The organism is Hymenobacter gelipurpurascens, assembly GCF_900187375.1.
GTDB lineage: Bacteria > Bacteroidota > Bacteroidia > Cytophagales > Hymenobacteraceae > Hymenobacter > Hymenobacter gelipurpurascens.
In genome coordinates this window covers 60,335-76,076 of sequence record NZ_FYEW01000003.1, presented here as the reverse complement: position 1 = coordinate 76,076, position 15,742 = coordinate 60,335, and the positions used below count along the sequence as shown (strand labels likewise).

Here is a 15,742-nt window from a genome sequence, read left to right as displayed (position 1 = left end):
CGCAGTAAGCGGATAGCCTTACCTAGTTCCCGCGGCCACGACCCCGGCCACCACTGCTGCTGCCGCCGCCACCGCCCGTGGAGCCACCGCTGCTGCCGCTCTCGAAGCTGCGCGTGGGCGGAGAATATGAGCGCGACGACTCAGTAGAACGTGACTCTGAGGAACGCGAGGGCTGAGAATAAGACTGTGAAGGCTCTGAGTACGTGCGGGTAGGTGCCTGATAAGTTCTCTGACGGCGCGTTTCTCCGGTGCTGCCGTTTGCGGGCTGCCCTGCCTCATAGGTAGAACCAGCTGCCGCCCGGCCACGGCCAGAAGTATATTCCCCACCGGCGGCTGGAGCCGTTCCAGCGGGCGTGCTCTCACTCAGCACGCGCCAACGGCGCGCCTGCGTAGGCTGACCGGCGGGCACAGATTCTGCGGTCCGAACTTCTGTAGGAGCGGCTGAGCCAGGTTGTACCCCGGCTGCCGCCGATTCGCGGCCTCGGCCCCGGCCTCCCGTAGGCGAAGGAGGAGTTGAGAGAGTAGTGCCACCAGGCGCGGTTAAGTTGCCATCCACTACATCGGTACGTGGGCGGCTGCCTGCTACCGTTTGGCCGCGGTTATCACTAGTTCCGGTTGTTGCTTCTGCCATGCGGCTGCGGGTGCCAGTTACTACTGAGCGCTGCGGCGCGGCGTAACTTCTGCCGTAGTAGCGGCCACCTAGGCCACCACCATATCCGCCGCCATAGCCGTAGCCTCCATAGCCACCACCGTAACCGTAACCATAATAGTCGTAGGGGCTGTAGCCGTAGCTATACCCGTAGCCGAAAGGCCGGTAGAAAGGCCGCCCGAAGCTGATGCTGATAGAGGTACCGCCACCCCAATAGGGCGAGTAGAAAGGATCGTAGAAGCCCGAACCATAGCCGTAGCCGAAACCGCCATAGGGCATGATAGCATAGGCAGGGCCACCATACCAGAAGGGGTCGGTGTAGGCAAAATCATAGTAGCCCATGCCCAACCCACGGTACGTAGGCTGGTGGAAGCGGCGCAGACGGGAGGCGTAGCTATAGCCATCATCGTAATACTCCGTGTTGGCGGCGGTGCCGGCCGTGCCGTTATCGGTATAGTCGGGGTTGGCTACGTCGCCGGGGTTAGTAGCGTCTGTTGAAGCAGAAGCTGTTTGGGCCGCCACCGGTGCGCTTACCCGATCCTTGGAAGAAAAATAAACGCCGTCGCTCTCCGTGGTGGAAAGGGCCGACGTGCCGGCGCATCCACCCAGCGTCAGCAAGGTCAGAGCGGGCAATACGGAGTGGATTAATTTTTTCATGGGATACTTGCTCGGAAAGAACGAATCGGAAGATGGGAACTAACAGGCTCCGGCGGTGAGAGGCCAGTGCACAGGCCATATCCTCCGGATTTAATAACGTAATTTGGCACCGAAACGGTGCCCTTTTGGTATGACAAATCTTATACCATAAAAGGAACTTTTCCCTCTACTCAAAGATACTCGGAATATGAGCAAAAGTTTGCCCAAGCGCAGTGAAGATTACTCTCTGTGGTACAACGAATTGGTGAAGCGCGCAGGCCTGGCTGAAAACTCGGCTGTACGGGGCTGTATGGTCATCAAACCTTATGGCTATGCCATCTGGGAAAAGATGCAGCGCACCCTGGATGATATGTTCAAGCGGACCGGCCACCAGAATGCGTACTTCCCGCTGTTTGTGCCTAAAAGCTTGTTTGAAGCCGAGGAGCAAAATGCCGAAGGCTTCGCCAAAGAATGCGCGGTAGTTACCCATTACCGCCTGCAAACAGACCCCGATAACCCCGGCAAGTTGCGCGTTGACCCCAATGCCAAGCTGGAAGAAGAGCTGATTGTGCGCCCTACCTCGGAGGCCATTATCTGGAGCACCTACAAAAACTGGATCCAAAGCTACCGCGACCTGCCGCTGCTCATCAACCAGTGGGCCAACGTAGTACGTTGGGAAATGCGCACCCGCCTGTTTCTGCGCACCGCCGAGTTTCTGTGGCAGGAAGGCCACACGGCCCACGCTACCGCCGAAGAAGCCGTAGCTGAAACCCGCCAGATGCTGGACGTGTACGCTCAGTTTGCCGAGGAGTGGCTGGCGCTGCCCGTAGTGAAAGGCGTAAAAACCGAAAACGAGCGTTTTGCCGGCGCCCTGGATACGTATTGCATTGAGGGCCTGATGCAGGACGGCAAAGCCCTGCAGGCAGGTACCTCGCACTTCCTGGGCCAGAACTTCGCGAAGGCTTTTGATGTGCAGTTCGCCAACAAAGAAGGTGGCCTAGAGTACGTGTGGGGCACCAGCTGGGGCGTAAGCACCCGCCTGATGGGCGCACTGGTAATGGCCCATTCTGATGATGAAGGCCTCGTGTTGCCACCTAAGCTGGCACCTATTCAGGTGGTCATCGTTCCCATCTACAAAACCGGCCAGCTCGATGAACTGCTGGAGCGCATCCGGCCGATGCAAATGGGCCTGATTGAGCGTGGCATCTCGGTGAAAATTGATGACCGCGACACCGAGCGCCCCGGCTTCAAGTTTGCCGAATGGGAGCTAAAAGGCGTGCCCGTACGCATTGCCGTGGGCATGCGTGACTTGGAAAGCGGCACTGTGGAAGTAGCCCGCCGCGATACCAAGGAGAAGATGACACTGCCCCTGGCTGACATCGTGAACAGCGTAGATCAGCTTCTCAGCGACATTCAGCGCAATATCTACCAGCGCGCCCTCAGCTTCCGTGAGCAGCGCACCACCCGCGTAGACAGCTACGAGGAGTTCAAGCAAATTCTCGACAGCAAGCCCGGCTTTGTAGTAGCCCACTGGGACGGCACCTCCGAAACGGAGGAGCGCATCAAGGAGGAAACCAAAGCCACCATTCGTTGCATCGCCCTCAACGAGCCCGACGAGGATGGCGTGTGCATCGTGACAGGCAAGCCCAGCAAGCGCCGCGTGTATTTCGCCCGCGCTTACTAGGCCTAGGCCACTGCAGTAATCGGAAGCCCCCGCTACCTCTCTGGTAACGGGGGCTTCTTCTGTTACAAAGCCTTTATGCGGGTTGCGGGGCAACATGGTGGGTAGCCGCCACGGCGGCCCGCTGCGCCTGCTGCACATGACGCTGCATGTGGGCTACTACAAAGAGCAGAGCCTCCCCTACCTGCAGCTTCAGCAACCGGAAAAACTCTACGGGAACGGCCTTGCGGTTGAGGTTGGTGTGGTAGGCCAGGGGCAAGAGCGTTTTCAGGAAGGAGAGCTGCTCCCTGAATTCCTGCAGCACAGTGCGGCCCAGGTGGCTCCGGGCGGGGTTCATGCGGGCTAAAGTATTGTGGGCCTTGCGGTTTTCCGGCCGTACCATCTCGTAGGATTTGCGACCCAGCCAGCTGAAGGTTACTTCTTCGGTGGGCCTTAGCGCCGTGCCGGAGTGGCCTAGCGCCTGCTCCAAAGCGGGCAGGTAGTACCGCCCGTAGCGGTTCAAGTGCTCCAAGCACTCCAGTACGCTCCAGCTTTGCGGGGCGGGCTTGTGGTTCAGTACGGCTTCGGGCAGTGGCAGCAACTCCTGCTGCAGGATCGTCTCAATGGACGATAAGCGGTGGTCGAGGTCGGTGAGGAAGGCGGCCGTATGCATGGGGCAGGTTGTAGCTGGAGGACCCGGCAAACATCCGATTCCTAGGCCAACAAAACCTTGATTGCAATCAATATTTAGCGCAGTCGGCTCAGGGTTTCAGGCGTCATGCGTAGGTAGGAGGCAATATATTTCTTTGGGACACGCTGAAACAGCTGCGGGCTGCGGGTCAGTAAGCGCGCATAGCGCTGGGCTGGATCGGGCAGCAGCAGATCTATTTCCCGCTCAATGCGGCCCACGAGGTTACGCTCCAGCTCGGCGCGCCAGAAGCGGCCGAAGTTGGCGTTCTGCTCCACAAAGCCCAGAAAATCGGGCCGACTGATGCCCAGTAGCTCACGGCCACGCAAGGCCTGAATGCTATACTCCGAGGCCTGCCCCGTCACGAAAGAGGGAAACGAGCAGATCAGGCTATTCTCGTAGCCAAACCCCACGCAGATTTCCTCTGAGCCCACCGGAAGATAAATGCGCAACAGGCCCGTGTGCACAAAATACAGGTGATGCTCCGCCTGTCCTGGCCGAATCAGGAACTCGCCGCGGCGCAGGTCTACCAGCTTCTGCCAGTACGCCACAAACTCCTCAATATCCGCCTCTGAGAGCTGAGGCACCTGGCCTAGCAGCGCCCGCAATGACAGCAAGGCGGCATGAGAACTGGCAACGGAAAGATGCATAGGAGGAGAAACACGAAATCGGACAGGAAAAGATAAGAAAGCCGGCCCGTTAGTGGGCTTCTGCGTATCTTTTCTCAACCAAAATTCCTACTCCTATGGACTGGCTCACCATCGCCCTGCTTTTGCTCTTCGGCCTGTTATTCTTAGCCGTCGAAGTCATTTTCATTCCGGGAACTACCGTGGTAGGCCTAGTAGGTTTTTGCCTACTGATAGCCGGTATCTGGTTCAGCTACCGCGACTTGGGCACCAATACGGGCCATCTGTTACTGGCCGGCTCGGCAGCAGCCGTAGGCCTAGTGGTGTACGTAGGCCTGCGCCCCAAGAACCTTAACCGGATGGCGCTTACCAATGTCAATCATGCCCGCGTGCATGATGTACGTCACCCCGATGTGCTGCCCGGCACCACAGGCCGCACACTATCAGCGCTGCGCCCGGCCGGCACGGTGCTCTTTGAGGATGACCGGCGCGAAGTAACCACCCGCGGCGAGTTTGTGGCGGCTGGCGCCGAGGTGCGCGTGCTGGCTATCGAGCACAACCGTATCGTGGTGGAACGAGTGGCCTAGGCCACTCCATTTTTTTGTTGTTAGTTGCCGGCGCAAGTTCTTTCCTTCCCTCATTCGTAGGCCGTATGGATTTTCCCTTTTTCCCGATTATCGTCGGTGGCATTGTGCTGCTGGTGTTCCTGTACTTCTTCCCGATCAGCCTCTGGATTACGGCGCTGTTTTCGGGAGTACGGGTGAGCCTGTTTCAGCTGGCATTTATGCGGGTCCGGAAGGTACCGCCGGCCCTCATCGTCAACTCCATCATCACCTCTACCAAGGCAGGCCTAGAGCTGACCGTCAACGACCTGGAAACCCACTACCTGGCCGGCGGCAACATTCCCAGCGTTATCAAAGCCCTGATTTCAGCTGATAAAGCCAACATTCCGCTCAGCTTCAAGCAGGCCACCGCCATCGACCTGGCGGGCCGCGACGTGTTTGAGGCCGTCACGACCAGTGTAAATCCCAAGGTCATCAATACGCCCAACGTGGCGGCCGTGGCGCAGGATGGTATTCAGCTCATTGCCAAGGCCCGCATCACGGTGCGCGCCAATATTGCCCAGCTGGTAGGCGGCGCCGGCGAAGAAACCATTCTGGCCCGCGTGGGTGAAGGTATTGTAACCACCATTGGCTCTTCCCGCTCGCACAAAGAAGTGCTCGAAAATCCCGATAAGATTTCGAAGCTGGTACTCAGCAAAGGTCTGGATGCCGGCACCGCCTTCGAGATTCTTTCCATTGACATTGCCGACATCGACATCGGAGAAAACATTGGGGCCAAACTCCAGACCGACCAAGCCTCCGCCGACTTACGCGTGGCCGAGGCCCGCGCCGAAGAGCGCCGCGCTATGGCCGTGGCCATGGAACAGGAAAACCGTGCGAAAACGCAGGAAGCCAAAGCCCGCGTGGTAGAAGCCGAAGCGGAAATTCCAAAAGCCATTGCCGAAGCCTTCCGGGCAGGAAACCTAGGTATCATGGACTACTACAAAATGCGCAACATTCAGTCTGACACCGATATGCGCGACTCCATTGCCAACCCTGGAGGCCAGAGCAGTAGCCTCAAGCCCGGCCGCGACGAAACAAAACTCAGCTAGGCCAGTCTGTCATCAAGTAAAAAGTAAAGCCCGATTCGTTACCGAATCGGGCTTTACTTTTTACAACAGTGGTGGCTGCAGGATGCGTTAGGCACTAGGCCACTCTTGCTTACTTCTTCGTGATACGGAACTCTACACGGCGGTTGAGGCGGCGGGTTTCTTCCTGCTCATTCGACGCAATGGGCTTCTTGTCGCCGAAGCCTTCCGTGGTAATGCGGTTCCCCGTGATGCCTTTGCTCACCAAATAGCGCTTCACCTCATTCACGCGGTCTTGGCTCAGCTTCAGGTTTAGGGCCGGGTCGCCTTGGTTATCGGTGTGGCCTTCAATCTTGATTTCTACCTGCGGATACGCCTTCAGCGTCTTGATAAGGCGCTGCAGCTCGGGGTAGGAAGTTTCGCGCAGTACATACTTGCTCTGCGCGAAGAAGATGTTGTTCAGCTTAATGGTCTGGCCTACGGCGAAGGGCACCAGGTACAGATCCTGGTTTACCTCGGAGTATTTCTGGCGGTCCGTCACGTCCAGGTTATCGGATTCGGCCAAGTAATCCTTCGCCTCCGCACGGTATCCGTAATGCGCGCCCGAAGGCAGCACAATAGTGTAGGAGCCATCAATCGGGCTCGATTCGGCCACGCCAATTTCTTCACCCGTCAGCAGGTTTTCGTAATGAATGACGGAAACGATGGGCTTCTTGGTTGCTGCATCCAGCACCTTGCCCCGAATCAGAGTCACTACTTCTGGCTTGAAAGTAGGCTTCAGGTTGATGCGAAAGATGTCCTTGGAGCCGTCAATTCCCTTGCGGGCCGACACCAGATACGCATCCTCACCCGCCGCCGACACCGTGTAATAGGCATCAAAGTCGGGGGAGTTTACGCTCGCGCCCAGGTTGCGGGGCTTGGTCCAGTTAGTCCACGTATCGTCGAGCCGCTTGCTATAGAAAATGTCGCTTTTGCCGTAGCCGCCCCAGCCCTCGGAGGCAAAATACAGCGTTTTGCCATCGGCGGCCAGGAAAGGGGCAAACTCCGGTTTTTTGGTGTTGATAGAGGAGCCCAGGTTGCGGGGCTTGCCCCAACTCTGCCCATCAGCGTTGCGGAAACTCACGAAAATATCCTGCTCGCCTTTCCCGTCTTTCCGATCAACGGCCATCAGTAGGACTTTGCCCGAGGTGCCAAGGAAGTAATCTACGTTTTCCGGATCGTCGTTGTAGAAATCCTCAATCACCACTTTTTCCGGCTGGCTCCACCCTGTGCGCGTCCGGCGCGTCATGCTCATCCCTTTCGGATCGAGCGTGCCATCGGGCTTATACACGTTGATGAGCAGAGCCGTATTCCCGTCTGAGGATACCGAAGCCATACCGTTCGGGCCAGGCGTGTTGATTGGACTGCCAATGTTCTTGGCCTGTGCCCAGACTTTCTTCTCGGCGTTCTGCAGCGTCGAATACCATACGTCCTGGCCATCATTGGCGCCGCCGACGTTCTGCGGGCTTTCCTGGCGGGCGAAGAATAGCGTGCGTCCATCCGGCGAGATAACCGGGTGCGTATCCACGTATTTCGAGTTGACGTTCGGTCCCAGGTTCACCATGGAAGAGTCAAAACTCACCGCGCTTTTCTCGGCCTGGAAGTCCTTTTTCACCATCGTCTCGGCCACGTCGGCAATGCCGATAGCATCAATCTGGTTTACTCCATTCACCGCCTTGGTGTTCATCGTCACGATGACGCCAATGGTGCGGTAGGTGCCCGGCGAGAACGTTACCTGCAAGGAGCGGAAAGCCTCCGGCAAGGGGCCAGGACTTTCGTTTTCGTAGACTTGGTGTTTTCCGCCGCGCGTATCTACCAGTTCTATTTTGGTAACAGAACCCGGGTTGAAATTCTCCACCACCGTTACCTGCTTAGCTACCAACGACTTACTGAAACGAATTTCAATAAATTCATTGGCGCCTTCCTTCTTCGGAATCCAGGCTTCATTGCTGGCCTGGCCTAGGGGTAGCGCATTGGGCTCACCCAGCACTCTTTCGGGAGCAAAAGGCTCTTTGCCTTCCGCTTTCTGCGACGAAACTGCCACAATTTTACTGGCCCACACGGCGTGCTGCGCTTGCGTAATGCCGTGTACCCCTACTACCAACCCCACCGACAAGAGTATTTTTCGGATGTTCATATGGTCAAGGGCAAATCAAAAGGCTTGTGGCAGCTCACAGAAAAAGTGGAGCTTACCAATCAGAATTATCTAAGACGTTTGGACTCTTTGGGAAGTTGCGTACTCCTCTAAAAGCCACGTCAAAAGTACATAGACTTATTCCAGCCAAGGAGAGTTTTAGGATTAAACATTGCTATTTGCCCTTTACTAAGTTTCTAATAGAAACCTGTAGCGGGCTGATTCAAGCGGTCTAGTCATGGGTTTACGGGAGTAATTCGGCATTACATTCTTCAAAACAATCAAACAACATGTTCTTTATTTAGAACAATTTACTATTTATATTATCCTAAACAAGAATTAATTATATGTCCTCCCTGTTTTTCTGTCTTACCTCACCTTACCGGCCACTCCGCTGCAACTACTGCCCCTTCTAGGCCACTTCCCTATTGCATACAACGCACAGCAAGCCATTTACTTGTGTGAAAGTTGCTGCTGGCTAGGCGTTTGTTAAGGCTGCAACGTGAATGTGCGGGTTTCGGCATTGTAAGGCCCAGGAATCTGGTTGCCTTTAGCGTCAATTAGCTCCAGCTTAACGGTATTTTCGCCGGGGGCTAATCCTTCCATCGTGTAGGCCACCCACTGATCAAGCAGAAACTCTGTCCCGTTGATAGTGGCGCGCACCTTGTTTCCCTCTGAGGAAAGTGTGGTGTTTACGAGGTAAAAATCCAGCATCACTTTTTGGGTGTCTTTGCCCTTATACACATCCTTGGGGCGGCTGTAGAAGAGATGCGGGGCCTGCAGATCGAAATTTTGAGTGCTGAATACGCCCGGCCCTACCGTGATGACGCGCAGATCGTAGGCGCCGCGGTGCTTCAGGCTTTCGTGGTAGGAGCGCGACAGAAACGACAACACCACATGCTGCCCATCCGGAATAGGTTTGCTGAACTCCGGCGTGTAGTGGGCGGTGTAAGGCTGATTATCCACGATGTTGTGGATATGCTGGCCCTGCTGCGAGTTAGCCAGATGCTCGGCATGCGGCCCGCCCGTCATGCGCGTAAGCTGGAAATTGGTCAGGTCGTAGTCGAAGGCGACGCTGCCACTGGGCACAGCCGAGCCGGGCGCCGGTGTTTTCAGCATGAGCTGGGCCTCCGGCATTTTGGGCGAGTCGGTGATGGGCGTGAGTCGGATGCCATTTTTTTCCAGCGAAGCTTCCTCCTTCAGCGCGGCCATGGCCTCGCTGGTTGGCTCTTCCGGCGTTTCCTGCACTTTGCGCGTCACATCACACGCGGCCAGACTCAGCAGACTGAACCCCATCAGTAAGAAAGTAGTTGTTTTCATAGGCAACAGACGGGCAACACTGGCCTAGCAACCCGAAAGTTGACCGGCCAGTGGCGCAACCAAAGACACGTTTTTTAAGTACCTTGCGCCATACGTAAGGTTCTCCAAAAAGTATATCGTTTCTCCCCTATGGAAGAAAAACTGCTGGAGGAAATTCCCTCCCTCGACCTGGCTGATTTTCGCTCCGGTGACCCGGAACGCAAAGCCCGCTTTGTGCAACAACTCGGTGAAGCCTACCAGAACATTGGCTTCATTGCGCTAAAAAACCACGGTCTGAACGCCGAACAGACCACCAAACTTTACTCCGACGTGCAGTCGTTCTTCTCGCTGCCCGACGACGTGAAGCAGCAGTACGAGAAGCCTGAGCTAGCTGGCCAGCGCGGCTACGTGAGCAAAGGCAAGGAGCACGCCAAGGGCCGCAACACCGGCGACCTGAAGGAGTTCTACCACGTAGGCCAGGAGGTTGACGACCCGAATGATCCTATCGGTGCCGAATACCCCGACAACATCTGGCCGAAGGAAGTGAGCAGCTTTGCTGACACCTCCCTGAACACCTACAGAACCCTCGAAGCAGCGGGCAAAGATGTACTGCGCGCTATTGCACTGTACCTGAAACTGCCCGAGAACTACTTCGATGACAAGGTGCGCAACGGCAACAGCATTCTGCGCCCCATCCACTACTACCCCATCGAAAACCCCGACAGCGTTCCGTCTGATGCGGTTCGCGCTGCCGAGCACGGCGACATCAACCTGATTACGCTGCTGATGGGGGCTTCTGCCGATGGCCTGCAAGTGCTGCGCCGCGACGGAAAGTGGATTCCGATTACCGCCCTCCCCGACCAGATTGTGGTGAACGTGGGCGACATGTTGCAGCGCCTCACCAATGGGGTGCTGAAGAGCACCATCCACCGCGTGGTAAACCCACCCCGCGAGAAGATGAATTCTTCCCGTTACAGCATCCCGTTTTTCATGCACCCGCGCTCCGAAATGAGCCTGGCGGCTTTGGAGAGCTGTGTAACGTCCGAAAACCCGAAAAAGGAAGCCGATATTACTGCCGGCGAGTTCCTGAATGAGCGCCTTATAGAGCTGGGACTAAAGAAAAAATAGTCCCCTGGCCGTAGGTGCCCGCGCTTGATCTCATCGGAACCTTACGTCTTCCCACTCGCGCACCTGCCCGTTCCCTCGTTTTCACGCCGGCCCCGACTGCACCGCGCAGCCGGGGCCGGTTGTTTTTATGGCAGGTTTCTGCTTCTTTGTCAGGCATCTACGTTTTTCGCCTTGCTTCCAGAGAATCCCTCGCTTGCGCCCCCGCCTACAGAGGCCCGAACTCAAGAGCGGGTGAAGCGCGGGCGCAATCTTATTTTCCTGAAAGATGTGGCTGCCCTAGGTCTCACAGCTTTCGGCGGCCCGCAGGCGCACATGGCCATGATGCTGCGCCTGCTGGTGGATAAGCGCCGCTACCTGACGGCGGCCGACTTGCTGGAACTCACCGCGCTCTGCCAGATTCTGCCCGGCCCTACCTCCACCCAGACCATCACGGCCATCGGGTTTCGGCTGGGCGGCCCCAACCTGGCCTACCTCACGCTGCTGGTCTGGATGCTGCCTTCCGTTACGTTCATGACGGTGGCTGGGCTGACCATCAGTTATCTGGATAAAGACTTGGTAGCGCGGCTGGTACAGTTCGTGCAGCCCGTGGCTATTGGGTTTGTGGCCTATTCGGCCTATAAAATCTCAGAGAAAGTAATCCACACCAAGACGTCGGTAGCCCTTATGGTGGTGTCGGCGCTGCTGGTGTACCGCTTCCAGCTGCCTTGGCTGATGCCTATTCTACTGCTGCTGGGCGGTAGCCTCACTACGTTCCGGTACCGCAAGATGCCGCGGGAGCAGACCATTCCGCTGCAAATTGAATGGTCGAACTTTGTGTTGTGGCTCGGCGTGTTCCTTAGCGCTGCTTTGCTCGGCTCCTACACCAAACTACTTCCTGTCAGGCTCTTCGAGAATTTCTACCGCAACGGCAGCCTCGTATTTGGGGGCGGCCAAGTGCTGGCGCCCCTCTTTTATACAGAGTTTGTAGAGTTCAAGCACTACCTCACCAACAAGGAGTTTCTATCTGGCCTAGGCCTGGTGCAGGCCATGCCGGGGCCTAACTTTTCCTTTGCGTCCTACATCGGTGCCTTGGCTATGCGCCAGACCGGAAGTGGCCTCAGTGGCCAGCTGTTGGGTGCTATGGTAGGCGCTGCTGGCATCTTTATGCCGGGCACGCTGCTCATCTTCTTCCTGATCCGGTTCTGGGACCAACTGAAGCGCTACCGCGTAGTTAAGGCCTCGCTGGAAGGAATTAATGCAGTATCAGCGGGTCTCGTGTGCGCGGCTACGTTCCTACTTTATCACCCCTTACCCGAAACGCCGGTCAACCTAAGCCTCATCGTCGCCACGTTTCTGCTGCTGCTCTGGGAGCGGGTGCCATCTTATATTATTGTAGGAGCCGCTCTGCTTGCCGGTGTTGTAGTGTAGTGGCCTAGAAACCATAAGCCCTTGATCAGGAATTTGTACTCGTAGGCCACCTACTCACAGAGAGCCAATTGTAGTACGATTTGTTGGCCAAAATCAGAACTTATACAGGATGCGAACTTTTGCCCTTTTGCTAGTTATTAGCCTTATAAGTATCGGCATAGCAGCTCTAGGCCTGTTAGGGCTGTTGAGAAATTATTTTTCTGCATCACTTGTCGGCGGGTATGCTTATCTCTACTTCTTCCTTCTGATTTACGGGGGCTGGATCTATATACTTACTTATCCTATATATCGGGGTATAGCAGAAAAGGGGCTCCAAACCGCTGGCCGTAGCTTATTAATTGGCGCCGGGATTGGCATCGCCGCAAGCCAGCTTGCACTCGGCGGCGGGCTTGCCGGTTGGGGCCAGGGCCTCCAGCCAATTTGGTGCGCAACCGCATTTGGCACGAGTGGTGCGGTTTACGGCCTACTCTGCTTTTTTCTGCTAGGGAGAAAACGAACGAACAACGGCTAGAAAAGAAGGAGCTTATAGAACAAAAGCCCTTGGCTTAGCACAAGGATGGTGTGCTTGCCAAGGGCTTTTGCTTAATAAGTAAGCCACTGATAATTACATGAGTAACTGCTCGGGCAGGTGCATCAGGTAGTCGCCGTAGCCGCTCTTGCGTAGAGGTGCGGCAATTTCGCGTAGCTGGTCGGCCGTGATAAAGCCTTGGCGGTAGGCCACCTCTTCAATAGAACCCACCTTCAGGCCCTGACGCTGTTCGATAACACGCACAAACTCACCCGCCTGCATCAGGCTTTCAAAAGTACCGGTGTCCAGCCAAGCTGTTCCCCGGCCCAAAATGCCAACTTTCAGCTTACCACGGCGCAAATACTCCTGGTTTACATCCGTGATTTCGTACTCGCCGCGGGGGCTAGGCTTCAGGTTGCGCGCAATTTCTACCACCTCGTTGTCGTAGAAGTACAGGCCTGGCACCGCGTAATTGCTCTTGGGTTTGGCGGGCTTCTCTTCGATGCTGAGCGCCTTGTTATCCGAGTCGAATTCTACCACACCATAGCGCTCCGGATCCTGCACGTGGTACGCATATACCACGCCACCATCAGGGCTGTTATTAGACTTGAGCAGTTCTTCCATGCCTTCGCCGTGGAAGATATTGTCGCCCAGCACCAACGCCACTTTATCGTCGCCAATAAAATCAGCCCCGAGTACGAATGCCTGGGCTAGGCCATTTGGCACCTCCTGGATAGTATACTGGAAGTTGCAGCCCAGATTCTTACCGTCGCCAAGTAGTTTTTGGAACTGCGCCTGATCGTGGGGAGTAGTGATAATCAGGATATCCTTGATGCCCGCCATCATCAGGATCGACAGCGGATAATAAATCATCGGCTTATCGTAGACGGGCATAAGCTGCTTGGAGACAGCCAGAGTAAGCGGGTGCAGGCGCGTGCCGGACCCGCCAGCGAGGATAATACCTTTCATGTGATGGAGGTAGGGGCGCGTTGCACGCGCCCGTTGCGTTGGCAATTTTTTATTGGAATGACCTTATCGAAGCCCTAGCGGGCGCGTACAACGCACCCCTGCTAGTTGCGCTCAGCAATGAACGCTTGGTTTTCCTTAAACCAGGAAAGCGTCTTTTGCAGACCTTCCCGAATCCGAATCTGGGGGTTGTAGGCCAGTAGGTTGTGGGCTTTGCTGATATCAGCCAGTGAGTCCCGGATATCACCGGCACGGTCAGGACCGTAGTCAGGGGTAATGTCCGAACCAGCTTCTTCCTTCAGGATGTTGAACAGGTCGTTGAGCGACGTACGGTCGGCCACGGCTACGTTGTACACTTGGTTCACCGCCTCAGGGTTTTGCACCAGCGCCGCCTTTATGTTAGCCTGCACGCAGTTTTCCACAAAGGTAAAGTCGCGGGTCTGGCCACCGTCTCCGTTCATGCGCGGCGCCTTGCCTTCCAGCACAGCATCAATGAAGAGAGGAATAACCGCGGCATAAGCACCATTGGGGTCCTGGCGCGGTCCGAAGATGTTGAAGTAGCGTAGGCCTATAATCTCCATGCCGTAGGTCTTTCCAAACACATCGGCGTAGAGCTCATTGGCATATTTGGTCACGGCGTAGGGCGACAAAGGCTTGCCGATCCGGTCCTCTACTTTTGGCAGCGCCTTATGGTCGCCGTAGGTCGAGGAGGAAGCGGCGTACACAAAGCGCTTTACTCCTGCTTCCTTCGCGCCCACCAACATGTTCACAAAGCCCCCTACGTTCACATCGTTGCTCGTGATGGGGTCGTTTATGGAGCGGGGTACGGAGCCTAATGCCGCTTGGTGCAGCACCACATCAATGCCCTGGCAGGCATCAATGCACGTCTGTCTGTCCCGGATGTCGCCTTCAATGACGCGCAAGGCCGGATTGCTTTCAAATAGAGCTACGTTCTTCCGGAAACCATTCGAAAAGTTATCCAGCACGCGCACTTCTTTAGCGCCGTACTTAAGCAGGTACTCAACTAGGTTGGAGCCGATGAAGCCTGCACCACCCGTAACCAGGAAGGCAAGATTATCGAGTGGCTGGTCGTGAAAAGGGGTTTCGTACATTTCTCTTAAAATAATCAGCACGTCATGCTGAGTTTGTCGAAGCATCTCTACCGCTTCGCCTGGTTACTATTCAAACGTCAGCAGTAGAGATGCTTCGGCAAGCGGACGTCAGATCAAGCATGACGTGCTCTTTTTCCTACCGATTATATTGCTTCTGGTAGTACTCCTGATAGGCACCGCTAGTCACGTTGTTAAGCCAATCCGTGTTTTCCAGATACCAGTCTACCGTCTGCGACAATCCTTGCTCAAACGTTACGGATGGCTTCCACCCGAGCTCATTCATGATTTTGCTGCTGTCAATGGCGTAACGCAGGTCGTGGCCCGCGCGGTCCGTCACGAACGTGATGAGCTTGCGCGAGGTGCCTTTCTCTTTGCCGGTTTTCTCGTCCAGCGTATCACATAGCAAGTGTATCAGCTCCAGATTGGCCCACTCGTTTACGCCGCCGATATTATAAGTTTCGCCCAGAGTGCCTTTATGGAAAACGGCATCAATAGCCGTAGCGTGGTCTTTCACAAAGAGCCAGTCGCGCACGTTCTCTCCTTTGCCGTATACTGGCACTGGCTGCCCGTGCTGAATGCGGTGGATAGCTAGTGGAATCAGCTTCTCAGGGAAGTGATTTGGTCCATAGTTATTGGAACAGTTACTCAGCTTAATAGGCAGGCCATATGTGTGGTGCCAGGCCCGCACGAAATGGTCTGACGAGGCCTTGGAAGCCGAGTAGGGCGAGCGAGGGTCGTAACTGGTATCCTCCGTGAACATTTCCGGGCCAAAATCCAGGGAGCCATACACTTCGTCAGTGCTAACGTGATAGAACGTTTTACCCTCGTAGCCTAGTGGCTTCCACAGGTTTTTAGCAGCGTTCAGCAGATGGACTGTACCCAATACGTTCGTTTTCACGAAAGCCAGCGGATCAGTGATGGAGCGGTCAACGTGTGACTCCGCCGCTAAGTGAATCACTGCATCTGGCTCTTCGTGAGCAAAAAGCTGATCAACGAAAGCTTGATCAGTGATATCACCCTTCACTAACCGGTAGTTAGGCGCCGATTCTATATCACGCAGGTTTTCCAGGTTGCCAGCGTAGGTCAAGGCATCCAAGTTCAGAATCTGATACTCCGGATACTTTGTCACGAACAAGCGCACTACGTGCGACCCAATGAAGCCAGCTCCGCCGGTGATGATGATTTTCATATTCTACTTATTTTACTGAGTGCTCCTCGTTTTAATAAGCTTGGCAAAGCAACTTTATGAAGGGCAACAAA

General features: G+C 55.6%; 13 protein-coding genes. 5 read left to right on the top strand and 8 right to left on the bottom strand.

From position 1 onward, the window contains the following. Positions 1-22: 22 nt before the first annotated feature. Positions 23-1,306, bottom strand: coding sequence for a hypothetical protein (locus CFT68_RS18630; RefSeq protein WP_088845193.1), 1,284 nt, complete (start codon positions 1,304-1,306; stop codon positions 23-25). Between the two features lie 187 nt (positions 1,307-1,493). Here CFT68_RS18630 and proS point away from each other — a divergent pair, with 187 nt between their 5' ends. Then, positions 1,494-2,969 carry a proline--tRNA ligase gene (proS, locus tag CFT68_RS18625; protein WP_088845192.1) on the top strand — a complete coding sequence of 492 codons (1,476 nt, stop codon included), beginning with the start codon at positions 1,494-1,496 and terminating at the stop codon, positions 2,967-2,969. A 73-nt stretch (positions 2,970-3,042) separates the two neighbouring features. On the opposite strand, the gene CFT68_RS18620 is transcribed toward proS, so the two are convergent. Beyond that, positions 3,043-3,618, bottom strand: a complete 576-nt coding sequence (locus tag CFT68_RS18620) for a DinB family protein (protein ID WP_088845191.1) — start codon at positions 3,616-3,618, stop codon at positions 3,043-3,045. A 74-nt stretch (positions 3,619-3,692) separates the two neighbouring features. Next, positions 3,693-4,283 carry a Crp/Fnr family transcriptional regulator gene (locus tag CFT68_RS18615; protein ID WP_088845190.1) on the bottom strand — a complete coding sequence of 197 codons (591 nt, stop codon included), beginning with the start codon at positions 4,281-4,283 and terminating at the stop codon, positions 3,693-3,695. A 95-nt stretch (positions 4,284-4,378) separates the two neighbouring features. Between CFT68_RS18615 and CFT68_RS18610 the strand changes: the two genes are divergently transcribed. Both CFT68_RS18610 and floA read left to right on the top strand, forming a co-directional pair. Further along, positions 4,379-4,846: an NfeD family protein gene (locus CFT68_RS18610; protein ID WP_088845189.1), complete on the top strand. Its 468-nt coding sequence runs from the start codon at positions 4,379-4,381 to the stop codon at positions 4,844-4,846. Positions 4,847-4,911: 65 nt separating this feature from the next. Beyond that, positions 4,912-5,913, top strand: a complete 1,002-nt coding sequence (floA, locus tag CFT68_RS18605) for a flotillin-like protein FloA (RefSeq protein WP_088845188.1) — start codon at positions 4,912-4,914, stop codon at positions 5,911-5,913. Between the two features lie 109 nt (positions 5,914-6,022). Here the strand turns inward: floA and CFT68_RS18600 are convergent, their stop codons facing one another. Together CFT68_RS18600 and CFT68_RS18595 are read right to left on the bottom strand one after the other, a co-directional pair. Next, a complete protein-coding gene (locus CFT68_RS18600; RefSeq protein WP_088845187.1) occupies positions 6,023-8,065 on the bottom strand; it encodes an OmpA family protein in 2,043 nt (680 codons plus the stop codon). Between the two features lie 486 nt (positions 8,066-8,551). Continuing rightward, positions 8,552-9,382 (bottom strand): hypothetical protein, encoded by an 831-nt coding sequence (locus tag CFT68_RS18595; RefSeq protein WP_141106620.1) that lies wholly within the window; start codon positions 9,380-9,382, stop codon positions 8,552-8,554. Positions 9,383-9,511: 129 nt separating this feature from the next. On the opposite strand from CFT68_RS18595, the gene CFT68_RS18590 reads away from it, so the two are divergent. After that, positions 9,512-10,489 carry an isopenicillin N synthase family dioxygenase gene (locus CFT68_RS18590; RefSeq protein WP_088845185.1) on the top strand — a complete coding sequence of 326 codons (978 nt, stop codon included), beginning with the start codon at positions 9,512-9,514 and terminating at the stop codon, positions 10,487-10,489. 267 nt (positions 10,490-10,756) lie between these two features. Further along, positions 10,757-11,896, top strand: a complete 1,140-nt coding sequence (gene chrA, locus CFT68_RS18585; RefSeq protein ID WP_245815449.1) for a chromate efflux transporter — start codon at positions 10,757-10,759, stop codon at positions 11,894-11,896. Between the two features lie 604 nt (positions 11,897-12,500). On the opposite strand, the gene rfbA is transcribed toward chrA, so the two are convergent. The 3 genes from rfbA to rfbB form a co-directional block, all read right to left on the bottom strand. Then, positions 12,501-13,373 carry a glucose-1-phosphate thymidylyltransferase RfbA gene (gene rfbA / locus CFT68_RS18575; protein ID WP_088845182.1) on the bottom strand — a complete coding sequence of 291 codons (873 nt, stop codon included), beginning with the start codon at positions 13,371-13,373 and terminating at the stop codon, positions 12,501-12,503. 101 nt (positions 13,374-13,474) lie between these two features. Next, positions 13,475-14,482, bottom strand: a complete 1,008-nt coding sequence (locus CFT68_RS18570; protein WP_088845181.1) for an SDR family oxidoreductase — start codon at positions 14,480-14,482, stop codon at positions 13,475-13,477. A 136-nt stretch (positions 14,483-14,618) separates the two neighbouring features. Further along, the gene (gene rfbB, locus CFT68_RS18565; protein WP_088845180.1) at positions 14,619-15,671 is read right to left on the bottom strand and encodes a dTDP-glucose 4,6-dehydratase; all 1,053 of its coding nucleotides are present in this window, start codon (positions 15,669-15,671) and stop codon (positions 14,619-14,621) included. Between the last annotated feature and the right edge of the window lie 71 nt (positions 15,672-15,742).

Bases quoted from the DNA above. Each gene is read 5' to 3' on its own strand.
- CFT68_RS18630 (WP_088845193.1), bottom strand. From the start codon at position 1,306: ATGAAAAAATTAATCCACTCCGTATTGCCCGCTCTGACCTTGCTGACG.
- proS (WP_088845192.1), top strand. From the start codon at position 1,494: ATGAGCAAAAGTTTGCCCAAGCGCAGTGAAGATTACTCTCTGTGGTAC.
- CFT68_RS18620 (WP_088845191.1), bottom strand. From the start codon at position 3,618: ATGCATACGGCCGCCTTCCTCACCGACCTCGACCACCGCTTATCGTCC.
- CFT68_RS18615 (WP_088845190.1), bottom strand. From the start codon at position 4,283: ATGCATCTTTCCGTTGCCAGTTCTCATGCCGCCTTGCTGTCATTGCGG.
- CFT68_RS18610 (WP_088845189.1), top strand. From the start codon at position 4,379: ATGGACTGGCTCACCATCGCCCTGCTTTTGCTCTTCGGCCTGTTATTC.
- floA (WP_088845188.1), top strand. From the start codon at position 4,912: ATGGATTTTCCCTTTTTCCCGATTATCGTCGGTGGCATTGTGCTGCTG.
- CFT68_RS18600 (WP_088845187.1), bottom strand. From the start codon at position 8,065: ATGAACATCCGAAAAATACTCTTGTCGGTGGGGTTGGTAGTAGGGGTA.
- CFT68_RS18595 (WP_141106620.1), bottom strand. From the start codon at position 9,382: ATGAAAACAACTACTTTCTTACTGATGGGGTTCAGTCTGCTGAGTCTG.
- CFT68_RS18590 (WP_088845185.1), top strand. From the start codon at position 9,512: ATGGAAGAAAAACTGCTGGAGGAAATTCCCTCCCTCGACCTGGCTGAT.
- rfbA (WP_088845182.1), bottom strand. From the start codon at position 13,373: ATGAAAGGTATTATCCTCGCTGGCGGGTCCGGCACGCGCCTGCACCCG.
- CFT68_RS18570 (WP_088845181.1), bottom strand. From the start codon at position 14,482: ATGTACGAAACCCCTTTTCACGACCAGCCACTCGATAATCTTGCCTTC.
- rfbB (WP_088845180.1), bottom strand. From the start codon at position 15,671: ATGAAAATCATCATCACCGGCGGAGCTGGCTTCATTGGGTCGCACGTA.